Source organism: Streptomyces sp. NPDC091287, assembly GCF_044768525.1.
Classification (GTDB): domain Bacteria; phylum Actinomycetota; class Actinomycetes; order Streptomycetales; family Streptomycetaceae; genus Streptomyces.
Window position 1 is genome coordinate 280,751 of record NZ_JBIVUV010000004.1, and the last position, 26,341, is coordinate 307,091.

General features: G+C 70.1%; 28 protein-coding genes and 1 tRNA gene. 22 read left to right on the forward strand and 7 right to left on the reverse strand.

All coding sequences use genetic code 11. The features are described 5' to 3' along the window. The first annotated feature begins 202 nt into the window (after positions 1-202). Positions 203-1,552: a hypothetical protein gene (locus tag ACIQRW_RS07945; protein ID WP_403756008.1), complete on the forward strand. Its 1,350-nt coding sequence runs from the start codon at positions 203-205 to the stop codon at positions 1,550-1,552. Between the two features lie 60 nt (positions 1,553-1,612). Here ACIQRW_RS07945 and ACIQRW_RS07950 read toward each other — a convergent pair whose 3' ends face one another. Next, positions 1,613-2,572, reverse strand: coding sequence for a DUF4157 domain-containing protein (locus tag ACIQRW_RS07950; RefSeq protein WP_403756011.1), 960 nt, complete (start codon positions 2,570-2,572; stop codon positions 1,613-1,615). 243 nt (positions 2,573-2,815) lie between these two features. Here ACIQRW_RS07950 and ACIQRW_RS07955 point away from each other — a divergent pair, with 243 nt between their 5' ends. The 4 genes from ACIQRW_RS07955 (at position 2,816) to ACIQRW_RS07970 (ending at position 6,657) form a co-directional block, all read left to right on the forward strand. Then, positions 2,816-3,511 (forward strand): HhH-GPD-type base excision DNA repair protein, encoded by a 696-nt coding sequence (locus ACIQRW_RS07955; RefSeq protein WP_403756014.1) that lies wholly within the window; start codon positions 2,816-2,818, stop codon positions 3,509-3,511. A gap of 229 nt (positions 3,512-3,740) precedes the next feature. After that, entirely contained in the window at positions 3,741-5,297 is a 1,557-nt protein-coding gene (locus ACIQRW_RS07960) for a M28 family metallopeptidase (protein WP_403756017.1), read from the forward strand. A 264-nt stretch (positions 5,298-5,561) separates the two neighbouring features. Then, positions 5,562-5,858, forward strand: coding sequence for a type II toxin-antitoxin system VapB family antitoxin (locus ACIQRW_RS07965; RefSeq protein WP_003967677.1), 297 nt, complete (start codon positions 5,562-5,564; stop codon positions 5,856-5,858). Between the two features lie 196 nt (positions 5,859-6,054). Further along, positions 6,055-6,657: a LytR C-terminal domain-containing protein gene (locus ACIQRW_RS07970; protein WP_403756419.1), complete on the forward strand. Its 603-nt coding sequence runs from the start codon at positions 6,055-6,057 to the stop codon at positions 6,655-6,657. 135 nt (positions 6,658-6,792) lie between these two features. On the opposite strand, the gene upp is transcribed toward ACIQRW_RS07970, so the two are convergent. Next, positions 6,793-7,428, reverse strand: coding sequence for a uracil phosphoribosyltransferase (upp, locus tag ACIQRW_RS07975; protein WP_215109612.1), 636 nt, complete (start codon positions 7,426-7,428; stop codon positions 6,793-6,795). 102 nt (positions 7,429-7,530) lie between these two features. Between upp and ACIQRW_RS07980 the strand changes: the two genes are divergently transcribed. The 5 genes from ACIQRW_RS07980 (at position 7,531) to ACIQRW_RS08000 (ending at position 10,156) form a co-directional block, all read left to right on the forward strand. After that, the gene (locus ACIQRW_RS07980) at positions 7,531-7,773 is read left to right on the forward strand and encodes a hypothetical protein (RefSeq protein ID WP_403756022.1); all 243 of its coding nucleotides are present in this window, start codon (positions 7,531-7,533) and stop codon (positions 7,771-7,773) included. 218 nt (positions 7,774-7,991) lie between these two features. Further along, positions 7,992-8,546, forward strand: a complete 555-nt coding sequence (locus ACIQRW_RS07985; RefSeq protein ID WP_403756422.1) for a hypothetical protein — start codon at positions 7,992-7,994, stop codon at positions 8,544-8,546. A gap of 193 nt (positions 8,547-8,739) precedes the next feature. Beyond that, positions 8,740-9,168, forward strand: coding sequence for a tRNA adenosine(34) deaminase TadA (gene tadA / locus ACIQRW_RS07990; protein ID WP_265603911.1), 429 nt, complete (start codon positions 8,740-8,742; stop codon positions 9,166-9,168). Positions 9,169-9,280: 112 nt separating this feature from the next. After that, positions 9,281-9,368, forward strand: a tRNA-Ser gene (locus ACIQRW_RS07995). A 326-nt stretch (positions 9,369-9,694) separates the two neighbouring features. Further along, positions 9,695-10,156, forward strand: coding sequence for a hypothetical protein (locus ACIQRW_RS08000; RefSeq protein ID WP_398062045.1), 462 nt, complete (start codon positions 9,695-9,697; stop codon positions 10,154-10,156). A 221-nt stretch (positions 10,157-10,377) separates the two neighbouring features. On the opposite strand, the gene ACIQRW_RS08005 is transcribed toward ACIQRW_RS08000, so the two are convergent. The 3 genes from ACIQRW_RS08005 to ACIQRW_RS08015 all read right to left on the reverse strand — a co-directional run bounded on the left by ACIQRW_RS08005 (position 10,378) and on the right by ACIQRW_RS08015 (position 12,126). Continuing rightward, positions 10,378-11,481 (reverse strand): methyltransferase domain-containing protein, encoded by a 1,104-nt coding sequence (locus ACIQRW_RS08005; protein WP_403756025.1) that lies wholly within the window; start codon positions 11,479-11,481, stop codon positions 10,378-10,380. A gap of 124 nt (positions 11,482-11,605) precedes the next feature. Further along, positions 11,606-11,830: a hypothetical protein gene (locus ACIQRW_RS08010; RefSeq protein WP_403756028.1), complete on the reverse strand. Its 225-nt coding sequence runs from the start codon at positions 11,828-11,830 to the stop codon at positions 11,606-11,608. Further along, positions 11,827-12,126, reverse strand: a complete 300-nt coding sequence (locus ACIQRW_RS08015) for a hypothetical protein (RefSeq protein ID WP_403756031.1) — start codon at positions 12,124-12,126, stop codon at positions 11,827-11,829. Before ACIQRW_RS08015 ends, ACIQRW_RS08010 begins: the two co-directional genes overlap by 4 nt. 433 nt (positions 12,127-12,559) lie before the next feature. Between ACIQRW_RS08015 and ACIQRW_RS08020 the strand changes: the two genes are divergently transcribed. Further along, entirely contained in the window at positions 12,560-13,786 is a 1,227-nt protein-coding gene (locus tag ACIQRW_RS08020; protein ID WP_403756034.1) for a helix-turn-helix transcriptional regulator, read from the forward strand. On the opposite strand, the gene ACIQRW_RS08025 is transcribed toward ACIQRW_RS08020, so the two are convergent. Next, on the reverse strand, positions 13,767-14,429 hold the full coding sequence (locus tag ACIQRW_RS08025) for an HAD family hydrolase (protein WP_403756036.1): 663 nt from the start codon (positions 14,427-14,429) through the stop codon (positions 13,767-13,769). The genes ACIQRW_RS08020 and ACIQRW_RS08025 overlap by 20 nt on opposite strands. Positions 14,430-14,919: 490 nt before the next feature. Here ACIQRW_RS08025 and ACIQRW_RS08030 point away from each other — a divergent pair, with 490 nt between their 5' ends. From ACIQRW_RS08030 to ACIQRW_RS08060, 7 genes are all read left to right on the forward strand, one after another. Next, entirely contained in the window at positions 14,920-15,951 is a 1,032-nt protein-coding gene (locus ACIQRW_RS08030) for a MarR family transcriptional regulator (protein WP_403756039.1), read from the forward strand. Positions 15,952-16,263: 312 nt separating this feature from the next. After that, positions 16,264-16,821: a Uma2 family endonuclease gene (locus ACIQRW_RS08035; RefSeq protein WP_403756041.1), complete on the forward strand. Its 558-nt coding sequence runs from the start codon at positions 16,264-16,266 to the stop codon at positions 16,819-16,821. Positions 16,822-17,173: 352 nt separating this feature from the next. Then, positions 17,174-17,338 carry a hypothetical protein gene (locus ACIQRW_RS08040; RefSeq protein ID WP_003967683.1) on the forward strand — a complete coding sequence of 55 codons (165 nt, stop codon included), beginning with the start codon at positions 17,174-17,176 and terminating at the stop codon, positions 17,336-17,338. A 10-nt stretch (positions 17,339-17,348) separates the two neighbouring features. Then, positions 17,349-17,642: a Dabb family protein gene (locus tag ACIQRW_RS08045; RefSeq protein ID WP_403756044.1), complete on the forward strand. Its 294-nt coding sequence runs from the start codon at positions 17,349-17,351 to the stop codon at positions 17,640-17,642. A 199-nt stretch (positions 17,643-17,841) separates the two neighbouring features. Further along, positions 17,842-18,729 (forward strand): RNA polymerase sigma factor SigF, encoded by an 888-nt coding sequence (locus tag ACIQRW_RS08050; protein ID WP_403756047.1) that lies wholly within the window; start codon positions 17,842-17,844, stop codon positions 18,727-18,729. A 234-nt stretch (positions 18,730-18,963) separates the two neighbouring features. Next, positions 18,964-19,830, forward strand: coding sequence for an RNA polymerase sigma factor SigF (locus ACIQRW_RS08055; RefSeq protein WP_003967686.1), 867 nt, complete (start codon positions 18,964-18,966; stop codon positions 19,828-19,830). An 83-nt stretch (positions 19,831-19,913) separates the two neighbouring features. Beyond that, on the forward strand, positions 19,914-20,759 hold the full coding sequence (locus ACIQRW_RS08060; RefSeq protein ID WP_403756050.1) for a hypothetical protein: 846 nt from the start codon (positions 19,914-19,916) through the stop codon (positions 20,757-20,759). A 279-nt stretch (positions 20,760-21,038) separates the two neighbouring features. Here the strand turns inward: ACIQRW_RS08060 and ACIQRW_RS08065 are convergent, their stop codons facing one another. Continuing rightward, positions 21,039-21,254 carry a hypothetical protein gene (locus ACIQRW_RS08065; protein WP_403756053.1) on the reverse strand — a complete coding sequence of 72 codons (216 nt, stop codon included), beginning with the start codon at positions 21,252-21,254 and terminating at the stop codon, positions 21,039-21,041. A gap of 224 nt (positions 21,255-21,478) precedes the next feature. On the opposite strand from ACIQRW_RS08065, the gene ACIQRW_RS08070 reads away from it, so the two are divergent. From ACIQRW_RS08070 to ACIQRW_RS08085, 4 genes are all read left to right on the forward strand, one after another. Then, a complete protein-coding gene (locus ACIQRW_RS08070; protein ID WP_361873266.1) occupies positions 21,479-21,991 on the forward strand; it encodes a MarR family transcriptional regulator in 513 nt (170 codons plus the stop codon). Between the two features lie 31 nt (positions 21,992-22,022). Continuing rightward, a complete protein-coding gene (locus tag ACIQRW_RS08075; protein ID WP_403756056.1) occupies positions 22,023-24,578 on the forward strand; it encodes an MFS transporter in 2,556 nt (851 codons plus the stop codon). Between the two features lie 289 nt (positions 24,579-24,867). Beyond that, the gene (locus tag ACIQRW_RS08080) at positions 24,868-25,683 is read left to right on the forward strand and encodes a YceI family protein (RefSeq protein ID WP_265600491.1); all 816 of its coding nucleotides are present in this window, start codon (positions 24,868-24,870) and stop codon (positions 25,681-25,683) included. Between the two features lie 55 nt (positions 25,684-25,738). Beyond that, the gene (locus ACIQRW_RS08085; protein WP_403756059.1) at positions 25,739-26,209 is read left to right on the forward strand and encodes a PPOX class F420-dependent oxidoreductase; all 471 of its coding nucleotides are present in this window, start codon (positions 25,739-25,741) and stop codon (positions 26,207-26,209) included. The last annotated feature ends 132 nt before the right edge of the window (positions 26,210-26,341 follow it).

Below are 26,341 nucleotides of genomic sequence, written 5' to 3' on the forward strand. Positions count from 1 at the left end.
CCCCTGGGCACCAGCCGGAAGCATCACACTGCAGGCACAAGCTCCACAGCTGTATTGGTCCGCCCCATCCGTTGTGAGGCGGTCTAAAGATTCCCGTTCTTACTCGCGAGGAAACTAAAAGGTTGCCTCGGGCATCGCATCTGCCCGAAAGTGTTCCTCCGTGACCGGTGCCCGCCCTCCGGCCCGGTCCTACGGTCCGCGTATGAGTCTTACCGCAAGCCTCGACGCGTCGTCCGTCACCGTCGTACCGGGCGAGGAGACGACCCTCCCCCTGCAGATCCTCAACTCCGGCCGGACCGTCGAGGAATACCACTTCGAGGTGGTCGGGACCTGTGCCGCCTGGTCGGCGATCGAACCCGCGGTCCTCTCCCTGTACCCCGGCGACTCCGGAACCGTCTCCCTGGTCATGCGCCCGCCGCGCGAAGCGACGGTCCTCGCGGGCGAGAGCACGTTCGGGATCCGGGTGATGCCGACCGGCGACCGGAGCGACACCGTGGTGCCCGAGGGCCGGGTGACCGTCCTGCCGTTCACCGAGACGACCGCCGAGCTGGTCCCGCGCGGCTCGAACGGCTCGCGCGGCGGACGGCACCAGTTCGCCGTCGACAACCGGGGCAACACCCCGGTGACCGTACGGCTCGGGGCCCAGCCCGGTACGGAACAGGCGCGGGTCGTGTTCGCCGCCTCCGAGCTGCGGATCGAGCCGGGGCACGCGGAGTTCGCGAAACTGCGGGTCCGCCCGGCGAAGCGGATGTGGCGCGGTACGCCGGTGACGCACGCCTTCCAGGTGTTCGCCGCCCCGCAGCCGCCCGAGGGTGAGGAAGCGCCGGCCCCGGTGCTGGTGGACGGCTCCTACCAGCAGGATCCGATCCTGCCGCGCTGGCTGCCCCGGGCCCTGCTCACCGCCGCTCTGCTGCTCCTCGTCCTGGTGGGACTCTGGTACGCGCTGCTGCGCCCGGCGGTGAAGTCCGCGGCCCGGGAGGCGGTCACTCCCGAGGCGGTACGGTCGGCCGCCGCGGCCGACAAGAGCAAGGCCCCGGAAGAGGGCGAGCAGGGCGGCGCGGGCTCCGGAGGCGGCGACTCCGCCGGTGCGGGCACGGGCGGCGGCTCGGCCGGCCCCACCCCGTCACCGGGTCCTTCCGCCTCGGGCGGCAACGGCGGCGGCGGCGACGCGGCGGCGGGCGCCCCGACCAGCGCGCAGGCCCGGGTGCAGGACGCGGTGGGCGGCGGCCCGAACACCGGGACGGCCCTGGAGGTACCGGCCGGTCACACCTTCCAGCTCACCGACATCGTGGTGCAGAACCCGCAGGGCGACGCGGGCACGGTCACCGTCACGGCCGGCGAGGACACCCGCGTCCTGAGCCTCGGTCTGGAGAACTTCCGCGACTCCGACTACCACTTCGTGACCCCGATCCTGGTGCCCGCGGGCGGCAAGGTCACGATGACGATCGACTGCCGGCGGATCGGCAAGCCGGTGGGCGCCCCGGCCCCCTCGCGGTGCTCGTCCTCGATGTTCCTGGGCGGGACGATGCGCACGGACACCCCGGCAGGCTGAAGCCCGCGCCGGGACCGGGCGGACCGGGGCAGGGCCGGGGCGAAAGCGGGGCGGGCTCCCTCAGGCCGGAGGCTTCTCCTCCTCTTCCTCCTCCCCCGGCTTCTTCTCCGCCGCACGCTGCACGAACGACCCCTGTACGTCGGCCGGTTGCTCGTCCTCGTCCTCCGTGGCCGCCCGCTGCACGGCGGAAGCGGCGGCGGACGCAGGGGCGGACACGGGGGCAGCCGGGGCAGGCGCGGCCTCCGGCGCGGGATCGGACAGCACTCGGTCCGCGTTCGCGACGGCTTCGCGCTCGAACCGGTCCGAAGGGTCGCTGACCCGGATGCCGCCCGGGGCCTCCGTTCCCTCCACCGGGCCGTTGCGCTGCTGGATCACATGGGTCAGCTCATGGGCCAGCGTGGTGCGGCCCTGCGGCGATCCGGGGTCGTAGGCGTCGCGCTGGAACACCACGTTGTTGCCCACGGTGTACGCGTGCGCCCCGACGCCCTTCGCCGACTCGTGCGCGGCGGAGTCGTGGTGGACGCGCACGTCGGAGAAGTCCGCGCCCATCCGGCTCTCCATGTCCGTACGGGTGTCGGTGTCCAGGGGCGAACCGCCGGAGGAGACCACGTCGTGCACCGGCGACCGCTGTTCCTCGGCCTGCCCCGCCTGCCCCGCCTGCCCCGCCTGCCCCGTCTGCTCGGCCTGCTCGGCCTGCTCGACGGCGGGTTCGGCGGTCCCGGTCCGGGAGCGCTGGACCATCGCCCCGATCGCCCCGTTGCCGGCAGTCCGCTGGAGCAGCCCCATCCCGGCCGCCCCGACCACATCGGCCCGGCCCACGGCGGCGGCCCGGAAGACGTGGTGGGCCTGCTCGCCGGACACCTCCGCAACGGTGTCGCCGCGCTGCTCATCGCGCTCGTGGGCCTGCTCCCGCCCACCGTGTCCGTGGTGCTCACCGTGTCCGTGGTGCTCACCGTGTCCGTGGTGCTCACTGTGTCCGTGGTGCTCGTGGTGTTCTTGCTCGATGTCGTGCGCGTCCATGCTCATCTCTCCCCTGACCGCGCTGTCCTCGGCATTCCACGATCACGGGGCGGCCCCCGGGCCGTCCAGCCCGCGCCCCGGCCCGGCCGGGGCATCCGGAACTGCCTCATCGGGCAGCGCGCCGACACGGACGGACGCGCACACCACTGCCGCCCCGCTCCTTACTCCCTTCGGCCGACAGAGGAGAGGCCATCGGCGCAGTACCGGTCGCCGTCGTCCGCCGTGCTCGCGATGATCGGCAGCATGACCACGAGCGACAGCGGCAAGGACATCACCCTGCGGATCGCCCAGAATCCGGAGGCCGACGAGCTTCTCGGCCGCAGTCCGCTGGCCGCTCTGGTCGGCATGCTGCTGGACCAACAGGTTCCGATGGAGTGGGCGTTCACGGGCCCGTACACCCTCGCGGAACGCATGGGCTCCGACGACCTGGACGCGGGGCGGATCGCCGCCTACGACCCGGACGCCTTCACCGAGCTGTTCACCACCAAACCGGCTCTGCACCGCTACCCCGGCTCCATGGCCCAGCGGGTCCAGCAGCTGTGCCGCTTCCTGGTGGCGGAGTACGACGGCGACGCGAGCGCGGTGTGGCGGGACGCGGCGACCGGCGACGACCTGCTGAAACGGCTCAACGCGCTGCCCGGCTTCGGCGAACAGAAGGCGCGGATCTTCCTGGCGCTGCTCGGCAAGCAGTTCGGCGTACGGCCGGCGGGGTGGCGGGAGGCGGCGGGCCCGTACGGCGAGGCCGGATCGCACCGGTCGGTCGCCGACATCACGGGCCCGGAGTCGCTCGTCGAGGTGCGCGCGTACAAGCAGGAGGCCAAGGCGGCGGCCAAGGCGGCTGCCAAAGCGGCGAAGAAGGCGACCAAAGCGGCGAAGAAGCCGAGCGGGCCCTCGCCCCGGAGGTCGGGCGGCTCACCGCCCAAGAAGTCGGGCGGGTAGTCGGCCTGCTCCGGCGCTCGACCCCGAAGTGACGTGGTCGAGAGCCGGATCAGGCCGACACCTCCCTCTCACCGATCGAATCCGGCCACATCTGTTCACAGGCGTCACCCCACTCGCTAGCTTTCGCAGCACATTTGTTCAGCCGTTCAGGTACTGAGCCGCTCGGAGCACCGGCGGTTCAGGTACTGAGCCGCTCAGAGCACCAGCCGTTCAGACCGGAAGGACTCCTGTGCACGCAACACGTCGCAGAGCCATAGCTGTCGTGGCCGCCACCGCCCTGGCCACACCGCTCCTCCTGGCCGCGTCCCCGCACCCCGGCCGCCCCGCGCCGCACGACCCCGGTAAGGAGGCGGCCAAGCTGTCGAAGGAGTTGGTGAGGAAGGCGTCCGCACGCGACGCCTACCGCCACCTCCAGCAGTTCCAGGCGATAGCCGACTCGACCGACGGTCACCGCGCCGCCGGCTCACTGGGCCACGACGCCTCGGCGGCGTACGTCTACCGCCAGCTCCAGCGGGCCGGGTACAAGGTCTCGTACGAGAACTTCCGCTTCACCTACACCGAGACGCTGGCCGAGAAGCTCGCCGTGGTGACGCCGACGCCCCGCGACGTCACGATCAAGGCCATGACGTACACCCCGTCGACCGAGGTGGGCGGCCTGACGGCGGCGCTCGTCGCGGTGCCCGTCGACGGGACGACGGGCTGCGAGGCCGCCGACTACGCGTCCACGACCTTCACCGGCAAGATCGCGCTGATCAAGCGCGGCGGCTGCTCCTTCGCCGAGAAGCAGGCGGCCGCCGCCGACGCGGGCGCGGCCGGGGCGGTCATCTACAACAACGTCGAGGGCGCCCTGTCCGGCACGCTCGGCGAGGTCGCGGCGGGCAGGATCCCGACCGGTGGCCTCACCCAGGCGGAGGGCGAGAAGCTGGCCGCCGACGTCGCGGGCGGCGAGGTCACGGTCTCCTTCGAGATCCGTGAGCTCCAGGAGGACCGCCCCACCCGCAACGTCATCGCCGAGACGCCCGGCGGCAGCACGGCGCAGACGGTGATGCTCGGCGCCCACCTCGACTCGGTGACCGAGGGCCCCGGCATCAACGACAACGGCTCCGGCTCCGCCGGCCTGCTCGAAGTCGCACTGGACCTGGCGAAGTCGAAGAGCAAGCCCGCCAACAAGGTGCGGTTCGCCTGGTGGTCGGCCGAGGAGAACGGCCTGATCGGCTCGGAGAAGTACGTCGCGGCGCTCTCCGAGAAGCAGCGCGAGCAGATCGCGCTCTATCTGAACTTCGACATGATCGCCTCGCCGAACGGCGTCCAGTTCGTCTTCGACGGCGACAACTCCGACAATGTCGGCGAGGGCGCAGGCCCGGAGGGCTCGGCCCAACTGGAGCGCGACATCAACGAGTTCCTCGACGGCAAGGGCAAGCCGCACGAGGGCACCGACTTCACCGGCCGCTCGGACTACGGACCGTTCATCGAGGTCGGCATCCCGTCCGGCGGTACGGACACCGGGGCGGAGGGCATCAAGACGGCGGCCCAGGCCGAGGTGTTCGGTGGCGAGGCGGGGATCGCGTACGACCCCTGCTACCACGCGGCCTGCGACGACCTGGACAACATCGACATGGGTCACTTCGACACCAACATCGACGTGATCGCCAACGCGGTCGGGACGTACGCCCACGACCTGCGCTCCCTGACCCGCCCGGTCACCCCCGACACCGGCACGGGTACGCCCGGCAGCGGTGGCAGCGGCGGCGGCCTGCGCGAGGGTCACGGCCGGGTCGCGGAGTAGGAGCGGCAGCCCGAAACGGGCCCGCCCCGTAAGCGGCGGAACGCGAGCCCGCACGGTGGACCAACAGCGGGCCCCGGTGCGGAATCCCCACGGATTCCGCACCGGGCCCGCTACCGGGACCCCCCGCGACCTCCCACGCCCCCACGAACTCCGCGCCCCCTGCCCAAATATCCGACCCTATGCGGCGCTCTACACCCTTTGCACCGTCATCGCGGTGAGCTTCCCTGGCTGCGCCCGGTGGCCCTTGCCCGGTAGGCTTTCCGTGTGATCTTCAAGCGCATCGGAAATGGGAAGCCATACCCCGACCACGGCCGGGAAAGCACCCGACAGTGGGCGGATGTCGCGCCGCGTCCGGTTCGCCTGGACCAGCTCGTGACCACCAAGGGCCAGCTGGACCTGGAGACGCTCCTCGCCGAGGACTCCACGTTCTACGGCGACCTGTTCGCCCACGTCGTGAAGTGGCAGGGCGACCTCTATCTGGAGGACGGCCTGCACCGGGCGGTCCGGGCCGCGCTCCAGCAGCGCCAGGTGCTGCACGCCCGCGTCCTCGACCTGGGCTGACGCCGCCCCCGGCCGCTCGCGCACACCTCCACGAGGGCGCCCGCACACCCCACCCGGGTTCCGCACCCCACCGATGCCCAATTCGGGCCTTTCGGGTGTTTTCGCGCTCATCCGGGTGTCATACGTTGATCATCTTGTACGCATGGACACAGGGTCGCATTACGCTGCCTCCATGAGCATGCTCACTCCCCCCGGCATGGGCGGAAAGTACCGCATCACGGGCGACGCCTATCCCCGTATGCGCCGCCCCCGGCACCGCCGCAGGCTGGTCCTCGCGGGCATCGGAGCCGTCGTAGCCCTCAGCCTCGCCGGCTGGGGCACGCTGCAGCTCATCGACGTCTTCACCGGCGGCGACAAGAGCGCCAGCGCGGCCGATCACCAGCGGGACTGCCCCACCTCGAAGCCGTCGGCGGCATCCGCCAAGGCGCTGCCGAAACCGGCTGCCATCAAGGTCAACGTCTACAACGCGACCACGCGCAGCGGGCTGGCCAAGTCCGCCGCCGAGGAGCTCAAGAAACGCGGTTTCACCATCGGCGAGGTGGGCAACGCGACGAAGGCGTACGACAAGAAGGTGCCCGGGACGGGCGTGCTGCTCGGCGCACCGACCGCGACGAACGGCAGCTTCACCGTGCTCGGCACCCAGCTGGCGGGGACGGTGCAGAAGACCGACACCCGCAGGACGGGCGAGGTCGACCTGATCCTCGGGACGAAGTTCAAGGCGTTCAGCACCCCGCAGGAGGCCACCGCCGCGATGGCGGCCCTGACGAAGCCGGCCCCGGCCCCGTCCTCCTCCTGCTGAACCCCGCACACGCTCCTGCTGAACCCGCACACGATTTCGCGCCCCGCCCCGACACCGTACGGATACGTACGACGCCGGCACGGGGCGCGAAATCGTGAAACGGCCCTGTCCGGACCTATTCGGCTGCGTCCGGACCTATTCGGCCGTGCCGTACATCCGGTCGCCCGCGTCCCCGAGGCCCGGCACGATGTAGCCGTTCTCGTTGAGCCGCTCGTCGACGGAGGCGGTGACGACGGTGACCGGGGTCCCGGCCAGCTCGCGCTCCATCACCTCGACGCCCTCGGGCGCCGCGAGGAGGACGACGGCGGTGACATCGTCGGCCCCGCGCTTGATCAGCTCGCGGATGGCCGCGACGAGAGTGCCGCCGGTGGCCAGCATCGGGTCCAGGACGTAGACCTGGCGGCCGGAGAGGTCCTCGGGCATCCGGGTCGCGTACGTCTCCGCCTGGAGCGTCTCCTCATTGCGGATCATGCCGAGGAAGCCCACTTCGGCGGTCGGCAGCAGCCGCACCATGCCGTCCAGCATGCCCAGACCGGCCCGCAGGATCGGGACGACCAGGGGCCGGGGGTGCGAGAGCTTCACCCCGGTCGTGGGCGTCACCGGGGTCTCGATGTCGACCAGCTCGGTGCGCACATCCCTGGTGGCCTCGTAGGCGAGAAGGGTGACCAGCTCGTCGGCGAGCCGCCGGAAGGTCGGGGAGTCGGTGCGCTTGTCGCGCAGCGTGGTGAGTTTGTGCGCCACCAGCGGGTGGTCGACGACGTGGATCCGCATGTGTCAACAGTAACCGCGCCGCCCGGCACTCTGCGCTGGCATCAACCACCTGTTCGGGGGGAAGGTGGGGGCATACGGACCCAGCACTGGGGTGGTGTGTCGATGGCTGACGGGGAACTGCGGCGCGACCCGGCCTCGCGCGGGCGGCGCGACGGGCGCGACGCCGAGGGCGCGGCGAGTGACGTCGAGGACGCGCAGGAGAGTGACGCCGCCCGCCGTCGTCGACGCGCCCAGTTCCTCCGTGAGCTCCACGAGGCCAAGCAGCTGCGCGATCGCGTACAGCCGCGCCGGGCCCGTGCGGCCCGTATGCGCCAACAGATGCGGATGCGCACGTTCCGCTGGTGAATCCTCCTCGTACCACCGGCGCACTCCCCCCGCGGATCGCCTCGTCAGGGCGACGGCCGACCAGGCACTCCTGGAACTGATGGCCGACGCAACGGCCGAAGAGGTCTCGCACAGCGCTTGTTTCTGCCACGATGCCGGTTGGGCGGGGCGCAGGACGGACGGATCACCGTTCGCCCTCCCGCCGGACCGATTCGCCTATGACCAGTGGGAGAGTCACGGTGTACTTCGCCGCACTGCTCGCGCGCACCGAAGACGGGTGGGAAGCGAGCGATACAGAGCTCGACGATGTGGAGACCCTGTCCGATCTGACAGATCTGGCCCGGGAGGCCTCGGTGGACGAGGACACGGTCCTGGTCTACATCGAGCAGGAGGACGCCTGGTTCGGCGTCGTCCGGGTGGACGGTGAGGAGGACCCCCGAATCTACGTCTCGGACGCGTCCGCCGCCGCCCGCTCCTCTTACGGGGAGATCCTGCTCACCGACGAAGTACTCGGCCGGGAACCAGGGGCCGAGGACGAGATCGCCGCCCTGGAGGAGCTCGTCGACCTCGACGGCACCGAGGACGGCGAACCGGAACGGTCCGCCCCCGCGGCCGTCGACCCGGACGAGGACGGCCCCGACCCGGACGCCGTGCCGGCGGGACCGATCGGCGAGCTCGGTATCCTCGCCGACCTCGGGTTGTCCGAGAAGGAGCTGCTCACCCTGCAGACCGACGCACTCTCCGAGATCGCGGAGGCCGTGGGAGCGGCGGAGGTCCTGGAGTCGGTCCGCTAGCCGCCGGCCCGTACGCCTCCCCTCTCCGCCTCCCCTCCACCACCTGCCCCCGTCCGTCCTGTCACGTCCGTCCTGTCCCGTCCGTTAGGGTCCGCGGGTGACCGCACGACCGCCGGACCCCTCACCCGAGCCCGCCCCGGATCCCGTACGCGTAACCGAGCCCGACCCCGTACGCGACCCCTGGCAGGCACCGATGCGCCGCGCCCTGGCCGAAGCCGGACGGGCGGCGTCGGCCGGAGATGTGCCGGTCGGCGCCGTCGTCCTCGGCCCCGACGGCGCAGAACTGGCCGCCGCCCACAACGAACGCGAGGCCACCGGCGACCCGACCGCGCACGCCGAGATCCTCGCCCTGCGCCGGGCGGCCGAGGCCCACGGCGAGTGGCGCCTGACCGGCTGCACGCTGGTGGTCACCCTGGAGCCCTGCACGATGTGCGCGGGCGCCCTGGTCCAGTCCCGCGTCGCCCGGGTCGTCTACGGAGCCCGCGACGAGAAGGCGGGAGCGGCCGGCTCCCTCTGGGACGTCGTCCGCGACCGCCGCCTCAACCACCGCCCGGAGGTGATCGGCGGCGTCCTGGAGGACACGTGCGCCGAGCAACTGACGGCCTTCTTCCGGGCGCTCTGACCGGCAGGGCCCCACCACCTGACCAGGCACGCCCCGGCTGCCTGACCAGGTAAGGCCCCGCTCCCGAGAACCGATTTCTGTCCACGCCCCGGGATGGTCTAAGCTCTCTCTCGGTAGCGTGTCCGAGCGGCCGAAGGAGCTCGCCTCGAAAGCGAGTGTGGCGTAACCCGTCACCGTGGGTTCAAATCCCACCGCTACCGCTTGTGGACGAAGGGTCCGGCTCATCGAGCCGGACCCTTCGCTTCGCTCTCAGCCTTAGCCGGCGGCAGCCTCTTCGCCCGGCCGCTTTCCAGACGAGGCTTCGATCCGTCGCGCCATGCCGTACGCCCGGTGTCGAGGTCTTGAAAGCCGTCGTGATGCTGTGCCTCATCTTCCGTATCGAGTAGGCCGATCTGCATCCCACGGCGGGCCTGAGTACTTCACCGACGTGCGGGCTTGAATTCAGCGCTGCTCGTGACCTGCGAAATTGCTAGTCTGCCACCCGATCCGGCCCCGCTTGGGGGCTGGCAGAGGGAGGGGAAAGACCATGGCGCGCAGGAAGAGACTTGCTACGGCAGCGCTCGCAGCGAGTGCGGTGCTTGTCGTCGCGCAGCCCGCGCAGGCGAGCGAGACCGTTAACTGGAAGCCGGTGAAAACCAACGCGAACTGGCACTGCACCCACTACCTGTACCACCCCACCTCGGGACTGAACTTGAAGACGTGCATCGTCCTCAACAACAACAACGACGCGCAGGGTGTTCTGGTCGCTCAGAACCCGACATCGAGCGCAAAGACGATCAGTGGCCGGGTCGTGTTCGAGTCGCAGCGCGGAGGAGACGTGTGGTGTGCCACGTCGAACTTCGCAGCCGGCGCGACCGCGGGCTGCTTCGCGCCGACGGTGCACATACCCGCGTGCAAGACGACGACCAATGCCGCGGGAACACTGGACATCGCCGGCTACCCCCTCGTCTACACAGCAGTCAAGAACGGCATCTCGACCTTCTGCTAGCGGCCACGGGCCGATCCCCCTAGGGGAGCGGGGCATGGTTGCGCCACAGTCCCGACTGCCACGGGCCCGGCTGAGCCATCGGGCCGTCTCTGAACGGCTACGGACTGCGGCTTGACCCGCGGGAACGGAACTCGAAAGCGAGTGTGGCGTGTACCCGGCCACCGGCGGCCCGGCAGAATCAGGGACCCGCAGTCCGCACGGCGGGCCCCGGCGTATCCGGGTCACTCTCTGGCGGGGTGAATGACGTCGCTCGGGTCCCCCAGCCAGACCTGCTGGCCGCGGCCGGTCACGGTCAGCCCGAATTCCTCGGCACCGGGTCGCCCCGCCACCTCGTACTCCCACCAGACCTGCTCGATCTCCTCCCACAGGAACCCGGGCCCGTACTGCCACACCTCCTCCCCCGAAGCGGCCATCGCTCCGGACCCGTTCTCCCGGGTCACCCACACCCGCGCACCCTCGGGGATGTTCTGGTGGACGAGCCGTACGCCGGGCAGCCGTGCCCCCGCGTACAGGGCGAACCCGAGGTCGAGGAGGCGAGCGGGGTCCAGGCCCGCCGCACGGGACCGTCCTTTGCCCTGTACGTCGTGGAGGTCGGGGACGCGGTGGGCTCGCATCGGCATGTACGTGGCCCCGCCGCAGAACGCGCCGGCCGCGGTGCCGTCGCCCTGAACGCGGAGCTGGACCAGCGCTCCGGACCAGAACTCCCGGGCGAGCGGGGCCACGACGACACCGCCAGGGCGGACCTGGCGGAGCAGCGCGTACGGGACGTACCGCAGGGCGCAGGTGGCGATCAGCCGGTCGACGGGCCCCAGTCCGGACCAGGGCTGCTCACCGTCCCCGATGCGAAGGTGTGGCCGGTACCCGGACTGCGCGAGGGCGTCGGCCGCCTGCCGGGCCACGACCGGGTCCAGCTCGACACTGTGAACCAGATCGTCACCGAGCCGCTCGCAGAGCAGCGCGGACACATACCCTGTCCCCGTCCCAATCTCCAACACCCGCTGACCGTCCTGGACTTCGAGGAGCGTGAGCATCCGGGCGACCATCGAGGGCTTCGAGTTCGACGACGTCGCGACACCCGGGCCCCCCTCGGCCCCGTCGTCGAGTTGGGTGACGACCGGCTCGTCGCTGTTCACCAACGCCAGCCACGCATCCGTCCCCACCACCGGCTCACACCGGTCGGGCAACTGCCGCCACACATCCGCCGGAACGAACCGGCTGCGCGGAACAGCCTCGAAAACCCGTCGCCACCAAGCACCGATCAGCCCACGATCGGCCAGCTCCTGCACCAGCGCCGGGTACGTAGGGACCTCCTGCGCGGTGCTCACGACTGCGGGAAGCACTGAGGCCGACTGCCGTCCGGGGACGGCTTCGGCTCCGAAGGCGGCGTCCACGGCTTGTCCGACGGCTGCCCACCATGCTTACCGGCATCCGCCCGTACGGGGTTAGTGGTCATCGTTCATCTCCTCTGATCGGTGAAACGGTTCGATTGGCAGGACGGTGCAGTCGGTAGATCCCGTACGGAGGGAAGAGATCGACCCGGCGCGGACAGCCACTCTCGGCGCACGCTCGGCAGAGAAGGTCCCGGCCGCGAACGGTGTGCCGGGCGGCGGTCACCGGAGAACGCCAACACGCCTCGCACGTACGGACATCCGTTGCCGCGAAGTTGATGCTCATCCGGCCTCCCGAAGAGCGGTGGCCATCGCATGACACGGACAGACACAGTCCGGCCGCAGGCAGAGGGCGTGCACTCCGGCCAGACCCGTCACCAACGCACTGCGGCAGACAACGCCGTACGGGCCGTCCGCACCCGCCGACAACCCGTCCAGAGCAGCGCCCGCACCCCCGGTCGCTTCGGCGGCCGTGACCGGGTCACCCCGCCAGAGCAGCGTCACCTCATGCTCCGGACAGTAGGCACCCGACTCGCCCTCAATCGGCAACTCGTGTGCCTCTTCGCCCGGGTAGCACCTCATCCGCGTCGGGCCTTCCGCCAAGACCGGTCCAAGCGCACGGCCGTCGGACAGGAGACTCCCGCGCGGCACGCGGCGCAGGTCGTGGTGTGACCGAGCAATGTGCGGTACGCGGCATCCGGTGCGACTGCGCGCTTGGATAAGGTGATCAGGGTAAAAGCCTTCCGTTCTGGAGTGCGGGGAGAAGGTGGTCGAACCTCCTCGTCCGCCGGTGGCTTCCCGTGGCGTTGCTGTGATGCCCGAGCACCGATCATGGTTTTCCTCGCTGCGTGGTGTCTGACGAAAGCCCAGACTGGCCCTATCAGTGACCACTTTCGAGGACTTTCATAGGACTCTTTGAGGCATCAAAGAGGACTTACCTGCAACCATTTGAGGGATCGCTCGGATCAGAGAGGGCCAACTGTCACCATCATTACAACCGCTACGGAGGTGCACGGTGCCCCAACCACGAATCAACACCCGTCTACGGTCGGCGCGCGTAGCCGCCGGGTATCACTCACAACAGGCGCTCGCAGAAGCCCTCGGCGTAGGAGTACGGCAGGTGAGGCGCTGGGAGTCCTCGGCACCGCCGTGGCCTCACCCGGATCTGCAGTCAGCGCTCGTCCACTTGTTGGGCCAGAGCATGGAGGAGCTTGGGTTCGTCCCTCCGCCGGGAAGGGGGAGTGGCGGGCAGCGACCGCACTCCGCATTGAACGCCGCCGGGAAGGGCCTGGCTGCTGTACCCGTCCAGTCGACAGCCACGGTCCAACCCGTGTCGGTCGGCAGTGACTTCGCCGCTGTTACCCGCGCTCATCGGAACCTCTACTGGTCCGTCGCGCCGACAGCCCTCTACCCGACCGTGATCGGGCACGCAGAACTCGGGTGTGTCCTGCTTACGGAAACGGTCGGCCGTACCCGCCAGTCAGTGGCTTCCTCGTTGTCGGAAACGTGGCTACTCGCAGGGCGCATTCAGTTCTTCGACCTCAGGGAGTCCGACGAAGCGGATGAGACATGGCTGCGCGGCCTGCAGGCGGCCCGGGAGGCCGAGGATCATCTTCTTGGGGCCGCGACACTTGCGCACATGGCCTTCGTACCGGGATGGGAAGGGCACCGGGATGAGGCCGCACGGCGGATCGTCGCGGCGCGAACCTATGCTCGTCGCGGTGACTCCCCGGCTCTGCTCCTCGCATGGCTCGATGCCGTTGAAGCCGAATGCGAGACCCGGGCGAGCAACACCCGCACCGCTCTTCACCTCATCGGCCACGGGGAAGACGTGCTCGCAGCGGGCAACGAGCACCTTGTGCCCGAATGGTTCGACTGGTTCAGCGCTGCGCGTCTGGCCGCGTTCAAGGGCAACACGCAGCTACGGGCGGGGCATCTGCCGCAGGCCCGGGCCACCTTGTCCGCTGCCCTGGACCAGCTTCCCCAAGCGGAGGAGAAGCAGCGATCCGTCGTACTCGGCGATCTCGCCGCTGTCGAGGCGGCAGCGGGCGCCCCCGTCGCGGCCTGTCAGTACGCTGTCCGCGCGCTCGACCAGCTGAAGCGCACCTGGTACGCGACCGGCATGGACCGGGTGCGCGAGGTTCGGCAAACTCTGGCCGCCCACCAACACGAACCGTGCGTGAGGGATCTGGACGAACGGCTCTACGACTGGTCGACGACCGTCAGTGCTCTCGCGCGTTGAACTGCTTGATCAGCGGCGACAGTTCGAGGAGGCTCCCCACCCGAAAGGTGGGGAGCCTCCTCGCCTCTTCCGTCCCCCACTGAATCGTGCCCCACGGCCCGCGGTGCACGAGGGCGGTATGCATGCCCGCCGAAACGGCCGGGCGCAAGTCATTGTCGACGCGGTCACCGACGTAGAGGATCTCGTCGACCGCGGCCGGGACGACTTCTGCGACGCGTACAAAGAATTCGGGGTCGGGTTTCGACGCACCCCAGTCGTCAGACGTACCGATCAGGTCGACATCCTGAGCGAACAGACCTCGCAGGATGCCGCCCGCCCGGACCGTCTGATTACCGGCGATACCGAGCCACAGGCCGTCCGCGCGCAAGGCCGCGAGAGAGTCACGTACGTCGGGGTACAGATCAGACTCCTCGAAGTGCTCAGGCTGCCCGGCGGCGGCCCGGGCCTCCCGCTCGGCATAGAGATCGAACCCGGGGCGGAAGACCTGAAACGTCTCGCGGTAGTCCCTGCCCTGAGCGATCACGGCTCCGAACTGCGCGGCAAAGGTGTGGCGAGGAACCCCGAGCCAGTCAGCCCAAGTGCCGTACTCACGGGTCTCGTCGACCAGGCACTCACCGACATCGAACACGACTGCACGAATCATGCTGCGATCGTAGGCGGCGGCCGAACGATCGTGAGATGGAAGGCCGCTCGCCCCCGCAGGGCCGGGTGTCTCCGCCCTCCCGCCGAAGCTCGGATCCCGAGCCCTGAGCTTCGGGCTTCGGGACGGTCGCGTCACTCTTCCGGGGGTACGTGAATGAGGCCCCGGCCCGAAGCTCGGGTGCCGGGACTCGGGCTTCGGGATGCGGGACCCGAGGTTCGAGCGCCTTCTTTAGCCGGTAGGTAGAAGAAGGGGTTGGGGAAAACCTCCCCTACCTCCCCACCCTGGCGCGACCAGCCAATATGACTAATCGTGACAGCTTGCGGCGCAGCGTCACGACTGCTTACGGTGCGAGAACCAAACGACCCCGACCGGTGTAGCAAGCACCAGGCCGGGGTCTCACCGCAAGATCGATTGCTTGGAAGGCGATCCCGTGGCTACTCAGCAGCCTAGCTCTGCCCTGCGTGTCCCAGCGGCCTCACCGGCGTACCCGATGGCCAAGCCCGGCTACGGCAAACGCTCCGCGCCGGATCAACAGGCCCGTACGCAGCACGATTTCGCTCTCCTGCCGACCCGCGAGCGGTACGTCGCCGGATTCATCGACCACCTCCCCGAGGGCGCGGCCATGAGCGTGAAGAACCTGGCCAAGCAACTCCCGCTCTACGGCCAGCAGGCCATCTCCACTTCCCTGACCGGCCTCTCCGTCGCCGGGCACCTGCGGCGTGTCCGATGCCCGGTCGGCGTGGGCGACGAGACCCGCTGGGTCTTCCGCACCTTCTGGTCCCGCACGGCGCGCGACAACGAGTGGTGGAACGCGTACCTCGCCACCGAGCAGGCCGCCCTGGCCGCAGCCCCCGTGCCGGAAGCCTCCGTCCCCGACACCGCACCGCCGCCACCGTGGGTCCCGGCCGAGGAGCCTCCGCCGCCACTCGCGCCGGAGAGCACCGGCCCGGAACAGGACCCCGAACCCACCGCCGTACCGCAGCAACGCACACCGGCCCAGGCGTCGTCGGACGCCGAACCCGCGCCGTCCGCTCCGGACTCCCGGCCCGCGAAGCCGCACGCCGTCGAAGCCAGCCCCGCCTACCTCGCGCTGGCCCGTCTCGGTCGTGACGATCACCGGCTCGCCCTCTCCGCCGGCGACTGCGCCGCCCTGGAAGCACAGGCAGCGGAGTGGCTCGCCAGAGGCGTGAGCGTCGACTACCTGACCAGTGCACTGACGGCGGGGCTCCCCGCGAAGGTCGACTCCCCCGCCGGCCTCCTCCGCCGCCGCCTCGCCGACAAGATGCCTCCCCGGCTGCCCACGGAGAACGCCTCACTCGCCACTCCTGCCCCCGCCCGCCGCATCCTCGTGGAGTGCACCGACTGCGGCCGCCCCGGTCCCCCGGAAGCGCTCCCCGACGGGCTCTGCCGCCTGTGCCGCGAGGCCCACCCCGGGAGGGTCGAGAACTCACCGGGCATGGCCGAGGTCACCGCCGCCAGGGCGCGCGTGGCCAGCCTCCGCGACCTGCTCAAACCCGTCTGAGCCCGGCCATTCCCGATCGACTCGCTGCGCCCGACGCCTACGGAACGATCAGCAATGCGCGCTCAGCATGACTTGGCTGCATGGAACCGCAGGTCATGTACTGCGGGCCCCGCGCCTACGGAGCTGTTCCCCTGAAAACTTGAGAGTATTGGCTATGTCGAGAGTCGTCCCCGCACGTGCGGGGGTGACCGTCAGCTCGCAGAGCCCTCGAACGGGTGGCAGACGTGGTTCCCGCGCACCCCCGCTGGTTGCGCGCCGCCATGGCGGGACGCATCACAACCCTGTCTCGGACATTGACGGAAGCAGGATGTAATGACCAGTGCTCCGGACTACAGCCAAGGCCTCAACACCGAGCGTGCCCTGAAGTTCGCCGTGCAGCGCATCCGCGGGGACCGTGTCCAGATCATTGAGGGGATCATCGAACCGGTGTCACCAACGTGGGACCACGAGCGCGCCGCCAAGCTCGTACGCCGCCAAATCGAGGGGCGAGTCGACGAACTCGGGTGCGTGGAAGGTTCCGGGAATCTGGATCTGCCCGGGTCCTCCAACTGGTACGTCCCGGACATCGCTGTTGTGCCGGAGGATCTAGCCAAAGGAGGCAGCGCCCTTCTTCCTGACCAGACGCTGCTGATCGTAGAAGTGACATCCGAATCGAACGCGGAGACGGACCGGGTCGTCAAGCGACGTAGATACGCCGAGTACGGGGCACCGTTGTACCTGCTCGTCGGCCGCATCGATCGCAGCATCACGCTCTTCTCAGAGCCACAGAAGCTGGGGTACACCCACGTGGAGGGCCCCTACCCGTTCGGTGCCGTCGTGCGGCTTCCCTTGCCGTTCGACCTCGACATCGACACGAGCGGGCTCGTCTGACCAGCGGCTTGGACGTCGGAAAAGTCAGGTCGGGGGAAGCGGCATCGGGGGGACAAGCCGCTTCCCCCGGTGAGAACAGGGCCTGCCGGCCCTCCGCCGCGGTCAGGGGGAATCGCGCGGCGGTGACCCCACAGAGAGGCCCTGTTCCGGCCCTCCGGGTCCTGCCTGGTCCCGTTGGGCTCGGTATCCATCCTGCCGGGCGGCGGGAGCCGTGTGGTCGGGCAAAAGACCTTGATGGCGGGGTCGTAGGTCCTTAAAGGCCGCATCAGTGATCAAAAACGGCCACCGGATACGGCCATCCGTGCGGATACAATCGCCCGATCGCACATGGGGTCGATGGGGAGGCAGGATTGTGGCCAAGGCAAAGACGATCATCATCTACATAGTGGTGGTCTTCGTGCTGTACACGATCATCATGTCTCCGCAGCGGGCCGCCGAGCTGGTCCAGGTAGGGTTCGAAGGCATTTCAACCGCCGCGCAGAGCGTCGGTGACTTCATGTCAGAGCTGGTGAAGTAGGAGTAGTGCGATGATCCGCCATCTGGTCCTTTTCAAGCTGAACGAGGGCGTCGAGCGGGACGACCCCCGGGTCGCCGCCGGGGACCGGGCCTTCCGGGAGCTGGAGGGGCAGGTTCCGGAGCTGGAGTTCTGGGAGTGCGCCTGGAACATCACCGACCGGCCGATCGCGTATGACTACGCCATCAACTCCGCCGTCGCCGACGAGGACGCGCTCAAGCGGTACATCGAGCACCCGGCCCACCAGGCCGCTGCCGGACAGTGGCGGGAATTCGCCACTTGGGTGATCGCCGACTACCCCTTCTGACGCTTCTCCGGCGCCGATTCGGTCCGGTTCCAGCAACCCCTCGCCCGACGGGCGGGGGGTTTCTTTGTTGCTGTTTAAACCCTTATGACCTCAACACGGCACTATGAGGTGCTTGCACACAGTGGACATGTCTTGTGATGCTATGACCGCTTTTGACGGATGAGTTGACCGTAGTTGACCGCGAAGGGGTGGCGTCACCGTGCCGGCCAGTACAGCGCCTCAAGTGCCTCCCCAGACCGCCCAGCCCGTCCAGACCGTTCAGACCGTCCGGGCCGAGGACATCCAGACCGAGACCCCGGACCCCTCCGCCAGGCCCGCCAGGACCCGCGGCGCCGACACCAGGGCGCTCACCCAGGTCCTCTTCGGCCAGCTCAAGAACCTGGAGCCGGGCACTCCGGAGCACCGCCGGGTCCGGGCCGCCCTCATCGAGGCGAACCTTCCCCTCGTGCGGTACGCCGCGGCGCGGTTCCGCAGCCGCAACGAACCGATGGAGGACGTCGTCCAGGTCGGCACCATCGGCCTGATCAACGCCATCGACCGGTTCGACCCGGACCGCGGGGTCCAGTTCCCCACGTTTGCAATGCCCACCGTCGTCGGCGAGATCAAGCGGTACTTCCGCGACAACGTGCGCACCGTCCACGTCCCCCGCCGGCTGCACGAGCTGTGGGTCCAGGTCACCGGCGCCACCGAGGATCTGACGACCGCCCACGGGCGGTCCCCGACCACCGCCGAGATCGCCGAGCGGCTGAAGATCTCCGAGGATGAAGTGCTCGCCTGCATCGAGGCGGGGCGCTCGTACCACGCCACCTCCCTGGAGGCCGCCCAGGAGGGCGACGGGCTGCCCGGACTCCTCGACCGTCTCGGTTACGAGGACCCCGCGCTCGCGGGTGTCGAACACCGCGATCTCGTCCGGCACCTCCTCGTCCAGCTCCCCGAGCGCGAGCAGCGCATCCTCCTCCTGCGCTACTACAGCAACTTGACTCAGTCTCAGATCAGCGCGGAGCTGGGCGTCTCCCAGATGCATGTGTCAAGGCTTCTCGCCAGAAGTTTCGCCCGACTGAGATCCGCAAACAGGATCGAGGCGTAACCGGAACGGGTAGACCGTCCACAGAGCAGTTCTGACGGCATAAAAGGCCTACACCCCCTCTTTCCAGGGCGGATTCGGCGCTGACTTGTCGACATGTCACTACAGCGTGTTGCCGACATGTGACATTCTGCTCGAAGCGCGTTTGCCGCAGCCCCGCCTCCGGTATTCAGGTGGAGGCTGCGTTCCTCCGATGGTCGCGGCCACCGCGACCGTCCGCGACCTCAAGGGGGTGGCATGTCCGAAGAACAGGGCAGCTCGAAGGTGCTCACGCTCACGAAGAGCGTGCCGGCACCCGCCGTGCTCACCAGCTCGCCGGAAGCCATCGACACCCGTACGCTGTCCCGCTCCCTGTTCCTGCGGCTCGCCGCGCTCGGCCCCGCCTCGGGCCCCGAGGGAACGGACAGTCCGGAGCGGACCTATGTGCGGGACACACTGATCGAACTGAACCTCCCGCTGGTGCGGTACGCCGCGGCGCGGTTCCGCAGCCGCAACGAACCGATGGAGGACATCGTCCAGGTCGGCACGATCGGCCTGATCAAGGCGATCGACCGGTTCGACTGCGAACGGGGCGTCGAGTTCCCCACGTTCGCGATGCCCACCGTCGTCGGCGAGATCAAGCGCTTCTTCCGCGACACCTCCTGGTCCGTGCGGGTCCCCCGTCGTCTCCAGGAGCTGCGGCTCGCCCTGACCAAGACCAGCGACGAGCTCGCGCAGAAGCTCGATCGCTCGCCGACCGTGCCGGAGCTGGCCCGCGCGCTCGGGGTCTCCGAGGAGGACGTGGTCGACGGTCTCGCCGTCGGCAACGCCTACACCGCCTCCTCCCTGGACTCCCCCTCCCCCGAGGACGACGGCGGCGAGGGCTCCCTCGCCGACCGCCTCGGGTACGAGGACGCGGCGCTGGAGGGCGTCGAGTACCGCGAGTCGCTCAAGCCGCTGCTGGCCAAGCTCGCCCCGCGCGAGCGCCAGATCATCATGTTGCGGTTCTTCGCGAACATGACGCAGTCGCAGATCGGCGAGGAGGTCGGCATCTCCCAGATGCATGTCTCCCGGCTGCTGACCCGCACACTCGCGCAGCTCAGGGAAGGGCTCATCGCAGACTGAAGCCGGTCGGCGGAGTTCGGCCGGACTCCGCCGGTCCCTGCACCAGGGTTCAGATTTGACGGTCCGTCAGCCACACTGGCGCGATGCGACGTCAGACATTCGGCTCCACCCGCCGCCGAGGCACCGTCATCGTCGCCTCGGCGGCCGCTCTGTGTCTGGGCGGCGGCCTCCTGGCCGCCTGCGGGAGCGGACCGGGCGACGACGGGTACGTGGCCGTGGGCGCCGCCGCCGATGGCGGGGACCGGCTGTCGAGCGGCGACGGGAAGCCCTCGGGCAAGGTGACGCTGGTCCCGCTGGACGGGAACGGCGGCAGCGGCAGCGGTGAGCGCGGCCCCGGCGGTCGCGGGCCCGGCAGTCTCTCGTCCGCGCCCTCCTCCCCGGGTGCGAGCGAGCCTGGGCGCGCCCAGGACAGTCCCGGCGGGGCGCGTACGGAGACGCCGGGCGGTCAGGGGGGCGGTTCGCCCGGCGGGCCGGGCGCGAAGCCCCCTGGCCCCGCGAAACCCGCGAACCCCTCGAAGCCGGGCAGCGGGTCCGGCACCCCTTCGCCTCCGGGCCACGGCGAACCCGGCACCGGCACCCCCGGCACCCCCGGCACCCCGGAGCCTCCCGCTCCGCCCGCGACCCCGGCCGCGCTGTCGTTGAGCGCACCGCAGCGCGAGGCGGCGGACAAACGGTGGTGCGAGAAGGTGACCGTGGAGTTCCGCAACACCGGCGGCTCCCCGGCGCGCTCGGGGACCGTCACCTTCGCCACCCACATCATCGGCGCCCTCGGCGTCGACTGGGCGACCATCACCTCGTCGCAGCCCCTGCCCGCCCCGATCGGCGCGGGTTCGGCGCGCTCGGAGACGTACACCGTCTGCGTGGAGTCCTGGCGGGTCCCGCTGGGGATGCGCGTCGACACCCAGGACGTCTCCGCCGTGTGGAAGTGACCTGACCGGACGGCGGGAAGCCCGGATATACACGAAGGCGGCCCGGATACGCACGAAGGCCGCCCGGAGGTGGAGCGGCGGCCGGCTGTGCGGCTCCGCTTCCCGTCCCCCGTGCGGCCGGATCGTACGGTCGTACCTGTTGATCGTACGGTCGTACCTGTTGTACGTGTCGTGGGCGCGCGCACCTTGGTACGTGTCGTGGGCGCGCGCACCTTGGTACGTGTCGTGCCGTCGCGGGCGCGCACGCACCGTCCTGGGGCGCGACCGTGCGAGCGCGGGTCAGCCCAGTGCGAGCCAGGCCACCGCGCCGAGGACGACGACGACCGCGATCACCGCCGCGATCACCCCGGCCTTCGGCCCGGAAGAGGTCGCCGCGGGCTGCTGCCGGCGCTGCGGCTCGCCCTCGTCGACGAAGGCGCGGAACATCTGCGTGCTGCCCGCCGGGTCAGGGGTGCCCTCGGGGCCCGACTGAGGGGCGTGGGGGTTGTGTGCCATGGGGCAGGACCCTAGCGAACTCGGGCCCACCGCCCAACCCCCGGGCCAGCCCGCACCCCGTCCGACCTGCGTCACCGCAGCTGGGGATCGGCCTTGACCCGGACCCTACGGAGGCTTTTGCGTTCCTTTACTTCTGCAAGGCCGTTTTCGTTTGCCTGTAGCAACCAACGGCTTCTATCGTTGCCCTAAGCAACAACATAGTCGTGAGTGTGCTGGGGGTTCCCGTGGCCGCACGGAGTAGTTACGAGGAACTGGCCCGGCAGCTCAGCGCCGTCGGAGCCGTCAAAAGGGGGCTCGCCCGCGCACTGCCCCACGAATGTCCCGCGGGATCCGCCGCCGTACTGACCCTCCTGGACCGGCACGGCGAGATGCGGATCAGCCGGCTCGCCGAGCTGCTGTCCGTGGACATGTCGGTGACCAGCCGCCACGTGGCCCATGTGGCCGATCGCGGCTGGATCGAACGGTCTCCGGACCCGGCGGACAAGCGGTCCCGCATCCTGCGGCTGACCCCCGGCGGGCACGAGCAGCTCGACGAACTGACCCGGCGGACCACCGAGGTGTTCGCCCACAACCTCCAGGACTGGTCCGACGACGACGTCGGCCGGCTCATCGCGCTGCTGTCCCGGCTGCGCGACAGCTTCGCCTGTCGCGGATCCGGCGGCTGCGCCCCCGGACGTCACACCGGCGAGTGCAGGACCGGTCTCGGCGACGAGGCTCACACCCGTACACCTGTGTAACAGAAGCAAATTCGCACGGATAAGGAACTCAATGGCTACGACCACACCCACCGGTGTGCGGGGCGGCCACGCCAAGCACGGAGGGCACGGTGGCGCCCCCGCCTCCGGCGCCCCCGACGGCACGCCGATGACACACCGGCAGATCATGGAAGCGCTGACCGGGCTGCTGCTCGGCATGTTCGTCGCGATCCTGTCGTCGACGGTCGTCTCCAACGCCCTGCCCGAGATCATCTCCGACCTCGGCGGCGGCCAGAGCGCCTACACCTGGGTCGTGACGGCCTCGCTGCTGGCCATGACCGCCACCACCCCGCTCTGGGGCAAGCTCTCGGACCTCTTCAGCAAGAAGCTGCTGGTCCAGATAGCCCTGATCATCTACGTCCTGGGCTCGGTCGTCGCCGGTCTGTCGACCAGCAGCGGCATGCTCATCGCCTGCCGGGTCGTCCAGGGCATCGGCGTCGGCGGTCTCTCCGCCCTCGCGCAGATCGTCATGGCCGCGATGATCGCCCCGCGCGAGCGCGGCCGTTACAGCGGCTACCTGGGCGCGGTCTTCGCCGTCGCCACCGTCGGTGGTCCGCTGCTCGGCGGCGTCATCACCGACACCAGCTGGATGGGCTGGCGCTGGTGCTTCTACGTGGGCGTGCCGTTCGCGATCATCGCCCTGATCGTGCTCCAGAAGACCCTGAAGCTCCCGGTCGTCAAGCGCGAGGGCGTCAAGATCGACTGGACCGGCGCGTTCTTCGTCAGCGCCGCAGTCTCCCTGCTGCTGGTCTGGGTGACCTTCGCGGGCGACAAGTACGACTGGCTGTCGTGGCAGAGTGGCGTGATGGTCGCGGGCTCGGTCCTGCTCGGCCTGATCTTCGTCCTCACCGAGTCGCGGGCCGCCGAGCCGATCATCCCGCTGCGCCTCTTCCGTAACCGCACCATCACGCTGGCCTCGATCGCCTCGCTGTTCGTCGGCGTCGCGATGTTCGCGGGCACCGTCTTCTTCAGCCAGTACTTCCAGCTGGCGCGTGGCAAGTCGCCGACGATGTCCGGCGTGATGACTATCCCGATGATCACGGGTCTCTTCCTCTCCTCGACTATCTCGGGCCAGGTCATCACCAAGACCGGGCGCTGGAAGGCGTGGCTGGTCAGTGGCGGCTTCCTGGTCACGGCCGGGCTCGGGATGCTCGGCACGATCCGGTACGACACCGCGTACTGGCACGTCGCGATCTACATGTTCGTCATGGGTCTCGGCATCGGCATGATGATGCAGAACCTGGTCCTCGCCACCCAGAACCAGGTCGCTCCCGAGGACCTCGGTTCCGCGAGCTCCGTCGTCACCTTCTTCCGCTCCCTCGGCGGTGCGATCGGCGTCTCCGCGCTCGGCGCGGTCCTGGGCAACCGGGTCACCCACTACGTCAAGGACGGCATCGCCGACCTCGGCCCGGAGGGTGCGGCGTTCGGCCACGGCGGTACCGGCGGCGGGGGCATCCCCGACCTGGACAAGCTGCCCGAGCCCCTGCGGCTGGTCATGGAGGCCGCGTACGGGCACGGCGTCGGCGACGTCTTCCTGTACGCCGCTCCGGCCGCGCTCGTCGCCTTCATCGTGACGATCTTCATCAAGGAGGTCGCGTTGAAGAGCAGCGTGGCGAACGACGCCTCCGCCGACACCTCCACCGATGCCTCGGCCGACCCCTCGGCCGACGCCTCCGCCGCCGTCGAGACGGCTGAGGTCCCCGTGCCCGCCGCCGTCGGCGCGGCCACCGGTCCCGTCTCCGAGGGCGCGGCCGGGGTCACCTCGGTCGACACCGCCGGCGTCCCTGCCCCCGCCCCTGCCTCCGGCACCTCGGTCCACGGTGTGGTGCGTGGTGCGGAGGGCGCTCCGGTCGCCCGCGCCGCCGTCACCCTGATCTCGCTGGGCGGACGGCAGCTCGGCCGCTCCGTGGCCCGGCCCGACGGCGGCTACACCCTGGACGCCCCCGGCTCCGGCAGCTACGTGCTGATCGCCTCCGCCGACGGTTTCCAGCCGCAGGCGTCCACGGTGGTCGTCGGCGAGGAGCCGCTGGCCTTCGACATCCTGCTGTCCGGTACGAGCGGACTGGCCGGAAGCGTCAAGGCCGCGGAGTCCGGCGCACCCGTCGACGGCGCGATGGTCGTCGTGACCGACGTCCGGGGCGACGTGCTGGCCACCGGCGCGTCCGGCCCGTCCGGTGAGTTCGCCTTCGGCGAGCTGATCCCGGGCTCCGTGACCGTCGCGGTCAACGCCGCCGGCTTCCGTCCGCTGGCGCTGCCGGTGGAGATCGGCGGCCAGGGCGTCACCCGCGTCGAGGCCGCGCTGCGGTCCGGTGCGCTGGTCCGGGGCGTCGTGCGGGCCGGACCCGCCCGGAGCCCGCTGACCGACGCGCGGGTCACGCTGATCGACGCGGCGGGCAACGTGGTCGCCACCGCGACGACCGGCGAGGACGGGGTGTACGCCTTCACCGACCTGGACGCGGGCGAGTACGCGGTCATCGCGACCGGCTACCCGCCGGTGGCCGGATCGCTGACCGTGAGCGGCCCGGGGGTCGACGGGCACGACATCGAACTCGCCCACCCGGGCGAGTGATTCGAACTCGCCCACCCGGGCGAGTGATCGATCCTCGCGGCGCGGGCGCGCCAGCGCCTGTCGTGCGTGCACCTATAGGGATGCGCACGCGCACGTGAAGGGATCGCGAAGACCCCTGGTCGGACGGCACTTCAAGCGGAGAGGCTGTCACGACCGGGTGGAAATGGGCCCCGGTGGCGGGTACGGCGAGCAGGGGACGGCCTGCCGTGACCGCCCCGGGGCCCGACTCATGTGGCCCCGGGTTCCTTCGGGCCGGCCGCGGGTCATCGAGCTAGGAGAGAGATACGGGATGGGACTTCGCGCACAGGTACGGACACGGGACGGCTGGGCGGTCCAGCACGCCGTCGTCACCGTCACCGACATGACCGGCGCCCAGGTGCTGCGCGCCGCGGCCGACGAGGACGGGGCCGTCCGGACGGACGGTTCCCTGGCGGCCGGCGCGTACACGGTGATCGTCACGGCGGTCGGGTACGCCCCCGCCGCCTCCACCGCCCTCGTCACCGCGAGCGGCCGGATCGAGGGCGGCCAGATCGTGCTGGCCCGCCAGGGCGGGGTCGAGCTGCCGCCGCCGGGCGTCTGGTCACTGGACCCCGCGCACTCCTCGGTCGGCGCGGTCGCCCAGCACCTGGGAATCTCCAGCGTGCACGGCCGCTTCACCGACTTCGGCGGCCGGATCGAGATCGCCGAGGACGTCTCCCGCTCCCGGGTCGACGCGGTGATCAGGGCGGCCGGCATCGACACCGGCAACGAGATGCGGGACAAGCACCTGCGCTCGCCGGACTTCCTGGACGTCGACCGGTACCCGGAGATCGCCTACCGCTCCACTGCGCTGGACCCGGCGGGACCCGACCGCTGGACCGTGCACGGCGAGCTGACCATGCACGGCGTCTCGCGCCCCGTCGACCTGGACCTCAGCTACCTCGGCACCGGACCCGACCCGTGGGGCGGGGTGCGCGCGGCCTTCCACGCCACCGCCGAACTGCGTCGCGCCGACTTCGCGATGAACTACAACCAGGTCGTCCAGGCGGGCATCTCCGCGATCGGAACGACGCTGCGCGTGGAGCTGGACATCCAGGCGGTACAGGGCGAGGCGCTGCCCGGTTAGCCCTCGGCGAGCCGCTTCCGCGGCCCTGGCCCGGCCCGGTCGTAGGGTGGTGGGCATGGCACCGAACATCGCGACCAACACCGCCGTGGAGCTCGACGAGTTGCTGGCGTTCGTACGCCCCCGGCACCGGGCGGTCCTGCTCACCACCCGGGCCGACGGCCGCCCCCAGGGCTCCCCGCTGACCTGCGGCGTGGACGACGCGGGGCGGATCGTCATGTCGACGTACCCCGAGCGCGCCAAGACCCGCAACGCGCGGCGCGACGAACGGGTCAGCGTGATCGTGCTGTCGGACGAGTGGGACGGGCCGTGGGTGCAGGTCGACGGTTCGGCGGAGGTCATCGACGCCCCGGACTCGGTCGAGCCGCTCGTCGAGTACTTCCGGAACATCTCGGGCGAGCACCCGGACTGGGACGAGTACCGGGCGGCGATGCTGAAGCAGGGCAAGTCGATCATCCGGGTCACCCCGGAGCGCTGGGGCCCCGTCGCCACCGGCGGCTTCCCGGCCCACCTGGCCCCGGGGAGCTGACCGCGCGATGACCGGAGAAGCCGGAAGGACCGGAGAGGCAGCAGGGAACGGGGAGAACCGGACGAACGGGGAGAACCGGACGAACGGGGAGAACGGGGAGAGCGGGGAGAACGGAGAGAGCGGGAGCACCGA

Excerpts from the sequence above, each read along its gene's own strand:
- ACIQRW_RS08055 (WP_003967686.1), top strand. The coding sequence starts at position 18,964 with ATGTCCGAAGAACAGGGCAGCTCGAAGGTGCTCACGCTCACGAAGAGC.
- ACIQRW_RS08015 (WP_403756031.1), bottom strand. The coding sequence starts at position 12,126 with ATGAGGTGCTACCCGGGCGAAGAGGCACACGAGTTGCCGATTGAGGGC.
- ACIQRW_RS08030 (WP_403756039.1), top strand. The coding sequence starts at position 14,920 with ATGGCCAAGCCCGGCTACGGCAAACGCTCCGCGCCGGATCAACAGGCC.
- ACIQRW_RS08000 (WP_398062045.1), top strand. The coding sequence starts at position 9,695 with ATGGCGCGCAGGAAGAGACTTGCTACGGCAGCGCTCGCAGCGAGTGCG.
- ACIQRW_RS07980 (WP_403756022.1), top strand. The coding sequence starts at position 7,531 with ATGGCTGACGGGGAACTGCGGCGCGACCCGGCCTCGCGCGGGCGGCGC.
- ACIQRW_RS08060 (WP_403756050.1), top strand. The coding sequence starts at position 19,914 with ATGCGACGTCAGACATTCGGCTCCACCCGCCGCCGAGGCACCGTCATC.
- ACIQRW_RS07970 (WP_403756419.1), top strand. The coding sequence starts at position 6,055 with ATGGGCGGAAAGTACCGCATCACGGGCGACGCCTATCCCCGTATGCGC.
- tadA (WP_265603911.1), top strand. The coding sequence starts at position 8,740 with ATGCGCCGCGCCCTGGCCGAAGCCGGACGGGCGGCGTCGGCCGGAGAT.
- ACIQRW_RS08080 (WP_265600491.1), top strand. The coding sequence starts at position 24,868 with ATGGGACTTCGCGCACAGGTACGGACACGGGACGGCTGGGCGGTCCAG.
- ACIQRW_RS07955 (WP_403756014.1), top strand. The coding sequence starts at position 2,816 with ATGACCACGAGCGACAGCGGCAAGGACATCACCCTGCGGATCGCCCAG.
- ACIQRW_RS08065 (WP_403756053.1), bottom strand. The coding sequence starts at position 21,254 with ATGGCACACAACCCCCACGCCCCTCAGTCGGGCCCCGAGGGCACCCCT.
- ACIQRW_RS08075 (WP_403756056.1), top strand. The coding sequence starts at position 22,023 with ATGGCTACGACCACACCCACCGGTGTGCGGGGCGGCCACGCCAAGCAC.
- upp (WP_215109612.1), bottom strand. The coding sequence starts at position 7,428 with ATGCGGATCCACGTCGTCGACCACCCGCTGGTGGCGCACAAACTCACC.
- ACIQRW_RS07945 (WP_403756008.1), top strand. The coding sequence starts at position 203 with ATGAGTCTTACCGCAAGCCTCGACGCGTCGTCCGTCACCGTCGTACCG.
- ACIQRW_RS07950 (WP_403756011.1), bottom strand. The coding sequence starts at position 2,572 with ATGGACGCGCACGACATCGAGCAAGAACACCACGAGCACCACGGACAC.
- ACIQRW_RS08045 (WP_403756044.1), top strand. The coding sequence starts at position 17,349 with ATGATCCGCCATCTGGTCCTTTTCAAGCTGAACGAGGGCGTCGAGCGG.
- ACIQRW_RS08025 (WP_403756036.1), bottom strand. The coding sequence starts at position 14,429 with ATGATTCGTGCAGTCGTGTTCGATGTCGGTGAGTGCCTGGTCGACGAG.
- ACIQRW_RS08085 (WP_403756059.1), top strand. The coding sequence starts at position 25,739 with ATGGCACCGAACATCGCGACCAACACCGCCGTGGAGCTCGACGAGTTG.
- ACIQRW_RS08010 (WP_403756028.1), bottom strand. The coding sequence starts at position 11,830 with ATGAGCATCAACTTCGCGGCAACGGATGTCCGTACGTGCGAGGCGTGT.
- ACIQRW_RS08035 (WP_403756041.1), top strand. The coding sequence starts at position 16,264 with ATGACCAGTGCTCCGGACTACAGCCAAGGCCTCAACACCGAGCGTGCC.